A 7,860-nucleotide genomic window follows, 5' to 3' on the forward strand; every position below is an offset into this window, starting at 1 on the left:
ACCGATGGTGCCGACGTTGACGTGCGGCTTGGTGCGCTCGAACTTACCCTTTGCCATTGTTGTATCCCTTGATTGTCGTAAGTGTTTTCAGGAGAGGCTGAGCGAGGCTCAGCCCTTCTTCATGACGGCTTCGGCGATGTTGTTCGGCGCCGGCTCGTAATGGTCGAATTCCATGGTGAAGGTGGCGCGGCCCTGGGTCTGCGAACGCAGCGCAGTGGCGTAACCGAACATTTCACCCAGCGGGATCATCGCGTTGATGATCGAAGCGGAGCCGTCACCAGTGGTGTCGGAACCCTGCAGCACGCCGCGACGACGGCTCACGTCGCCCATCACGTCACCCTGGTAATCCTCCGGGGTCACGATCTCGACCTTCATGATCGGCTCCAGCAGCACCGGCTTGGCCTTGGCGAAGCCCTGCTTGAAGGCCATCGACGATGCCAGCTTGAACGCCATTTCCGAGGAGTCGACGTCGTGGTACGAACCGAAGACCAGCTTGACCTTCACGTCCACCACCGGGAAGCCAGCCAGCGGACCGCTGGTGATGGTTTCGCGCAGGCCCTTTTCGATCGAAGGAATGAATTCCTTCGGAATCACGCCGCCGGTGATGTCATTGATGAACAGGAAGTCGTCCTTGATCAGCGGAGCGATCTTCGCATCGGCGCGGTCTTCAGCGGTGATCGGCGACAGCTCGATCACGACGTGACCGTACTGACCCTTACCACCGGACTGCTTGGCGTGCTTGTAGTCCGACTTGACGTCGGCCAGGGTGATGGTTTCGCGGTAGGCAACCTGCGGCGCGCCGACGTTGGCTTCAACGTTGAACTCGCGCTTCAGGCGGTCGACGATGATGTCCAGGTGCAGCTCGCCCATGCCCGAGATGATGGTCTGGCCGGATTCTTCGTCGGTCTTGACGCGGAACGACGGATCTTCCTGCGCCAGACGGCCCAGGGCCAGACCCATCTTTTCCTGGTCCGACTTGGTCTTCGGCTCGACAGCCATCGAGATCACCGGTTCCGGGAACGTCATGCGCTCCAGGATGATCGGCTGGTCGATCGAGCACAGGGTGTCACCGGTGGTGGTGTCCTTCAGGCCCACGGCAGCGGCGATGTCACCAGCCAGAACTTCCTTGATTTCTTCGCGGTTGTTCGAATGCATCTGCAGGATGCGGCCGATGCGCTCCTTCTTGCCCTTCACCGAGTTCAGGACGGTGTCGCCACCGTTCAGGGTGCCCGAGTAGACACGGAAGAAGGTCAGCGCGCCGACGAACGGGTCGGTGATGATCTTGAAGGCCAGCGACGAGAACGGAGCCTTGTCGTCGGACTTGCGGGTCATGGCGACGTTTTCGTCATCCACGTCGGTACCGGTCACGTCCGGCACGTCGACCGGCGACGGCAGCAGCTGGATCACGCCGTCCAGCATGGCCTGCACGCCCTTGTTCTTGAACGCCGAACCGCAGTACATCGGGACGATTTCGGTGGCCAGGGTACGGGTACGCAGCGCGTTGATGATTTCAGCCTCGGCCAGCTCTTCGCCGCCCAGGTACTTTTCCATCAGCTCTTCGCTGGCTTCAGCCGCGGTTTCGATCATGAAGGTACGGGCTTCTTCAGCCTTTTCCTGCAGGTCGGCCGGGATGTCGCCGTACTCGAACTTCATGCCCTGCGAGGCTTCATCCCAATGGATGGCCTTCATCTTCAGCAGGTCGACGACGCCCTTGAAGCCGTCCTCGGCACCGATCGGCAGCTGCATCGGCACGGCGACAGCGCCGAGCTTGGCCTTCAGCTGGTCACGGACCTTGTAGAAGTTGGCGCCGGTGCGGTCCATCTTGTTGACGAACGCAATGCGCGGCACCTTGTAACGGTTGGCCTGGCGCCACACGGTTTCCGACTGCGGCTGCACGCCACCGACGGCACACAGCACGAACACCGCGCCATCGAGCACGCGCAGCGAGCGCTCGACTTCGATGGTGAAGTCAACGTGCCCGGGGGTGTCGATGATGTTGAAGCGGTGCTCCGGCAGGGACTTGTCCATGCCCTTCCAGAACGCGGTGGTGGCAGCGGACTGGATCGTGATGCCACGCTCCTGCTCCTGCTCCATCCAGTCCATGGTGGCGGCGCCGTCGTGCACTTCACCGATCTTGTGGCTCTTGCCGGTGTAGAACAGGATGCGCTCGGACGTGGTGGTCTTGCCGGCATCGATGTGAGCCATGATGCCGAAGTTACGGTAACGCTCGATGGGAGTGGAACGGGCCACGGGGAGCCTCTCAGATTTCTTGGATTTCGGATGGCCGAACGCCGCCTTGCGGCGGCCTTCGGATTGGCGCAGCCCTTCCGGGGCCGCGAGGCAGCACCGATGTGGTGCTGCCCTGCCTGTTTTACAAGGCCGTCAAACTCACCAGCGGTAGTGGGCGAAGGCCTTGTTGGCTTCGGCCATGCGGTGGGTTTCTTCGCGCTTCTTGATGGCGCCGCCACGGTTTTCCGAGGCGTCGATCAGTTCAGCAGCCAGCTTCTTCGGCATGGTGTTCTCACCACGCTTGCGCGCGGAGTCGATCAGCCAGCGCATGGCCAGGGCCATCTTGCGCGATGCACGCACTTCGACCGGCACCTGGTAGGTGGCACCACCGACACGGCGCGACTTCACTTCGACCGCCGGAGCGACGTTGTCCAGAGCCTTCTGCACCAGCTCGATCGAGTTGGCGTTCTTCTCGGCGATGACGTCCATGGCACCGTACACGATCTTCTCAGCGACGGACTTCTTGCCGCTCAGCATGACCATGTTGATGAAACGGGCGATGGTTTCGCTTCCGTGCTTCGGATCCGGCAGGACGGAACGCTGCGGAGTATTACCCTTACGCGACATAGTGGTCTCTCCTTATGCCTTCGGACGCTTGGCGCCGTACTTGGAACGGGCCTGGCGACGCTTGGCAACGCCGGCGGCGTCGAGCGAGCCACGAACGGTGTGGTAACGCACACCCGGCAGATCCTTGACGCGACCGCCACGGATCAGGACCACGGAGTGCTCCTGCAGGTTGTGGCCTTCGCCGCCGATGTAGGAAATGACTTCTTCCTGGTTGGTCAGGCGGACCTTGGCAACCTTGCGGAGAGCCGAGTTCGGCTTCTTCGGGGTGGTGGTGTAAACGCGCGTGCAGACGCCACGGCGCTGCGGGCACTTGTCGAGCGCCGGCGAGGCACTCTTGTACGTAGTAGCTTGCCGCGGCTTGCGGACCAGCTGGTTGATCGTCGCCATCAGTAGGTTCTTCTGATTGGTGGCCGGAAATCCGGCCAGAGATGCGGAAATGTTAAAGCAGGCCAAAATTCTGGCCTGCTGAGACAGACGATTGTAGCAACCTGTCAGGAAAGCAGTCAAACGCCTCCTTTCAAGCCCGTTCCTGATCCTGGAACGTTACTGGGGAGCCTCCGTGCACCCCGTTCAGGTTGACCGGGTGGATCGCGGACGATCCCCCCTGCCCTTTCCCAATGGCCGACCGGTGCAGTCGAGCAAGCTCGACTCTACCGGCCGGACCTGATACCTCATTCTTCGCCAGACGCCTGTTCAGCTTCGGCTTCGACGGCCGGAGCTTCAACGGCTGCCGGGGTGCCGGTCAGGGCCTGCATCTCCGAGTCGGTGAGACCCGAAGCGCCGCGGCGGCGGCTGCTGTGGTACGACAGACCGGTACCGGCCGGGATCAGGCGGCCGACGATGACGTTTTCCTTCAGGCCGCGCAGGTTGTCCTTGGTGCCGCGGACGGCAGCTTCGGTCAGCACGCGGGTGGTTTCCTGGAACGAAGCGGCCGAGATGAACGATTCGGTCGCCAGCGATGCCTTGGTGATACCCAGCAGGACCGGATCGAAGTGCGCCGGCAGCTCGTTGCGGGTCGACAGGCGCGCATTCTCCTCGATTACGCGCTGGCGCTCCACCTGTTCGCCGTTCAGGAACTTGCTGCTGCCCTGGTCGGTGATCTCGACCTTGCGCAGCATCTGGCGGGTGATGACCTCGATGTGCTTGTCGTTGATCTTCACGCCCTGCAGGCGGTACACGTCCTGGATTTCCTTCACCAGGTAGGCAGCCAGCGGTTCGACACCCAGCAGACGCAGGATGTCCTGCGGGCTCGGCTCGCCGTCCACGATGGTTTCACCCTTGGTGACATGCTCGCCTTCGAACACGATGACCTGACGGTACTTCGGGATCAGCTCTTCGTGTTCCGAACCATCGGTGTCCTTGATGATCAGGCGCTGCTTGCCCTTGGTGTCCTTGCCGAAGCTGATGATGCCCGAACGCTCGGCCAGCACTGCCGGATCCTTCGGCTTGCGGGCTTCGAACAGATCGGCCACGCGCGGCAGACCACCGGTGATGTCGCGGGTCTTCGACGCTTCCTGCGGGATCTTGGCGACGACGTCGCCCACGCCCACTGCGGCGCCGTCCTGCAGGTTGACGATCGAACGCGGCGGCAGCAGGTACTGCGCCGGCAGATCGGTGCCCGGGATGGACAGGTCGTTGCCCTTGGCGTCGACGATGCGCACGATCGGGCGCAGGTCCTTGGCCTGGGCACCACGACGCTTCGGATCGGTGATTTCGCGCGACGCCAGGCCGGTCAGCTCGTCGGTCTTCTCGATGACGGTGATGCCGTCGACGAAGTCGATGAAGCGGATGAAGCCGGCAACTTCCGACACGATCGGGTGGTTATGCGGATCCCAGTTGGCCACGGTCTGGCCAGCCTTGATCGCATCACCGTCCTTCGAGGTGATGGTCGCACCGTACGGCAGCTTGTAACGCTCACGCTCACGGCCGTGGGCATCGAGCACCGAGATTTCGCCCGAACGCGACACTGCCACCAGCGAGCCGTTGGCGTGCTCGACCGACTTGAGGTTGCTGAACTTGACCGAGCCGGTGGTCTTGACGGTGATGTTGTCGACCGCAGCAGCTCGCGACGCCGCACCACCGATGTGGAACGTACGCATGGTCAGCTGGGTACCCGGCTCACCGATGGACTGGGCGGCGATGACGCCGACCGCTTCACCGATGTTGACCAGGTGACCACGGGCCAGATCGCGGCCGTAGCAGCGCGAGCAGACACCGAAGGCCGATTCGCAGGAGATGGTCGAGCGGACCTTGATGGTCTGCACGCCGGCATCTTCCAGCTTGGCGACCCAGGCTTCGTCCAGCAGGGTGTTGCGGGTGACGATCGGATCTTCGTCGTTGCCCGGCAGGAACACGTCCTCGGCAACCACGCGACCCAGCACGCGATCCTTCAGCGGCTCGACCACGTCGCCGCCTTCCACGATCGGGGTCATGATCAGGCCTTCGGTGGTACCGCAATCCACCTCGGTGATGACCACGTCCTGCGCGACGTCGACCAGACGACGGGTCAGGTAACCCGAGTTCGCGGTCTTCAGCGCGGTATCGGCCAGACCCTTACGGGCACCGTGGGTGGAGTTGAAGTACTCCTGCACGTTCAGGCCTTCGCGGAAGTTCGCCTTGATGGGCGTCTCGATGATCGAGCCGTCCGGACGCGCCATCAGGCCACGCATACCGGCCAGCTGACGGATCTGCGCCTGCGAACCACGCGCACCGGAGTCGGCCATGATGTACAGCGAGTTCATCGACTTCTGGTCGATGGTTTCGCCCTTGGCATTGACGACCTTCTCGGTACCGATGGTGTCCATCATCGCCTTGGCGATGCGCTCATTGGTGCGCGACCAGATGTCGACCACCTTGTTGTAGCGCTCGCCGGCGGTGACCAGGCCCGACTGGTACTGCTCCTGGATTTCCAGCACTTCGGCTTCGGCCTCGGTGAGGATGCCCTTCTTCTCGTCCGGGATCAGCATGTCGTCGATGCCGATGGAGACGCCGGCGCGGGTCGCGTAAGCGAAGCCGGTGTACATCAGCTTGTCGGCGAACACGACCGTGTCCTTCAGACCCAGCTGGCGGTAGCTGGAGTTGATCAGGCGGCTGATGTTCTTCTTGGTCAGCTCGGTGTTGGCCAGCGCGAACGGCAGGCCTTCCGGCAGGATTTCAGCCAGCAGGGCGCGACCGATCGTGGTGTCCACGATCGAGGTCTTGTTCTGCTTGTTGCCTTCTTCGTCGGTCACCACTTCGGTGATGCGGACCTTGACGCGTGCGTGCAGTTCCACCACGCGGTTGTCGTAGGCGCGCTTCACTTCGGCGATGTTGGCGAAGGCCATGCCCTCGCCCTTCTTGTTTTCCAGCGAGCGGGTCATGTAGTACAGACCCAGCACGACGTCCTGCGACGGCACGATGATCGGCTCGCCGTTGGCCGGCGACAGGATGTTGTTGGTCGACATCATCAGCGCACGCGCTTCCAGCTGGGCTTCCAGCGAGAGCGGCACGTGGACGGCCATCTGGTCACCGTCGAAGTCGGCGTTGAACGCGGTGCAGACCAGCGGGTGCAGCTGGATGGCCTTGCCTTCGATCAGCACCGGCTCGAACGCCTGGATGCCCAGACGGTGCAGGGTCGGCGCACGGTTCAGCATCACCGGGTGTTCGCGGATGACCTCTTCCAGGATGTCCCAGACTTCGGCTTCTTCGCGCTCGACCAGCTTCTTGGCGGCCTTGATGGTGGTGGCCAGGCCACGACGCTGCAGCTTGGCGAAGACGAACGGCTTGAACAGCTCGAGCGCCATCTTCTTCGGCAGGCCGCACTGGTGCAGGCGCAGGTACGGACCGACCACGATGACCGAACGGCCCGAGTAGTCGACGCGCTTGCCCAGCAGGTTCTGGCGGAAGCGGCCCTGCTTGCCCTTGATCATGTCGGCCAGCGACTTCAGCGGGCGCTTGTTGGTGCCGGTGATGGCACGGCCGCGACGGCCGTTGTCCAGCAGCGCATCGACCGATTCCTGCAGCATGCGCTTTTCATTGCGCACGATGATGTCCGGCGCGCTCAGTTCGAGCAGGCGGCGCAGGCGGTTGTTGCGGTTGATGACGCGGCGGTACAGGTCGTTCAGGTCGGAGGTCGCGAAGCGGCCGCCATCCAGCGGGACCAGCGGACGCAGGTCCGGCGGCAGCACCGGCAGCACGGTCATGACCATCCATTCCGGACGGTTGCCCGACTCCAGGAAGGCTTCGATCAGCTTGATGCGCTTGGTGAGGCGCTTCAGCTTGGTTTCCGAACCGGTAGCGGCGATTTCTTCGCGCAGGCGGGTCATTTCCGACTGCAGGTCGATGGTGCGCAGCAGTTCGTACACGGCCTCGGCGCCCATGGCGGCGTCGAAGTCGTCACCGTGTTCCTGGCGGGCGGTCAGGTACTGTTCTTCGGTCAGCAGCTGGCGGCGCTCCAGGGCGGTCAGGCCCGGCTCGGTCACCACGTAGGCTTCGAAGTACAGCACGCGCTCGATGTCACGCAGGGTCATGTCCAGCATCAGGCCGATGCGCGACGGCAGCGACTTGAGGAACCAGATGTGCGCGACCGGCGAGGCCAGGTCGATGTGGCCCATGCGCTCGCGGCGCACCTTGGCCAGGGTCACTTCGGTGCCGCACTTCTCGCAGACCACGCCGCGGTGCTTCATGCGCTTGTACTTGCCGCACAGGCACTCGTAGTCCTTGACCGGCCCGAAGATGGCGGCGCAGAACAGGCCGTCACGCTCCGGCTTGAAGGTACGGTAGTTGATGGTTTCCGGCTTCTTCACTTCGCCGAAGGACCACGAACGGATCAGGTCCGGCGAGGCCAGCGCGATCTTGATCGCGTCGAAGTCCAGCGTCTGGCGCTGCTGGTTGAAGAGGTTGAGCAGGTCTTTCATGGTGTTCTCCAGAAGGAGGAATGCTGTGTCGATGGGCTTTCAGTTGACTGCCAGCGGCGCGGCGGCGGCCCCCCCCCCCCGGCTGGGTGAGTTGGGGTTCAGTTTCCAT

General features: G+C 63.0%; 4 protein-coding genes. All 4 read right to left on the bottom strand.

Annotated features, from left to right (window positions below; translation table 11 throughout):
- Nucleotides 1–108: 108 nt before the first annotated feature.
- The 4 genes from fusA to rpoC all read right to left on the bottom strand — a co-directional run bounded on the left by fusA (nucleotide 109) and on the right by rpoC (nucleotide 7,751).
- Nucleotides 109–2,250 (bottom strand): elongation factor G, encoded by a 2,142-nt coding sequence (gene fusA, locus IAE56_RS19865; protein WP_200753710.1) that lies wholly within the window; start codon nucleotides 2,248–2,250, stop codon nucleotides 109–111.
- A 138-nt stretch (nucleotides 2,251–2,388) separates the two neighbouring features.
- A complete protein-coding gene (rpsG, locus tag IAE56_RS19870) occupies nucleotides 2,389–2,856 on the bottom strand; it encodes a 30S ribosomal protein S7 (RefSeq protein ID WP_108767848.1) in 468 nt (155 codons plus the stop codon).
- A 12-nt stretch (nucleotides 2,857–2,868) separates the two neighbouring features.
- The gene (gene rpsL, locus IAE56_RS19875; RefSeq protein ID WP_004145320.1) at nucleotides 2,869–3,243 is read right to left on the bottom strand and encodes a 30S ribosomal protein S12; all 375 of its coding nucleotides are present in this window, start codon (nucleotides 3,241–3,243) and stop codon (nucleotides 2,869–2,871) included.
- Between the two features lie 284 nt (nucleotides 3,244–3,527).
- Nucleotides 3,528–7,751 carry a DNA-directed RNA polymerase subunit beta' gene (gene rpoC / locus IAE56_RS19880; RefSeq protein ID WP_200753711.1) on the bottom strand — a complete coding sequence of 1,408 codons (4,224 nt, stop codon included), beginning with the start codon at nucleotides 7,749–7,751 and terminating at the stop codon, nucleotides 3,528–3,530.
- Between the last annotated feature and the right edge of the window lie 109 nt (nucleotides 7,752–7,860).

This window comes from Stenotrophomonas sp. S41, from assembly GCF_016624625.1.
GTDB lineage: Bacteria > Pseudomonadota > Gammaproteobacteria > Xanthomonadales > Xanthomonadaceae > Stenotrophomonas.

Coding starts and splice junctions, on each gene's coding strand:
- rpsG (WP_108767848.1), bottom strand. CDS start 2,856: ATGTCGCGTAAGGGTAATACTCCGCAGCGTTCCGTCCTGCCGGATCCG.
- rpsL (WP_004145320.1), bottom strand. CDS start 3,243: ATGGCGACGATCAACCAGCTGGTCCGCAAGCCGCGGCAAGCTACTACG.
- rpoC (WP_200753711.1), bottom strand. CDS start 7,751: ATGAAAGACCTGCTCAACCTCTTCAACCAGCAGCGCCAGACGCTGGAC.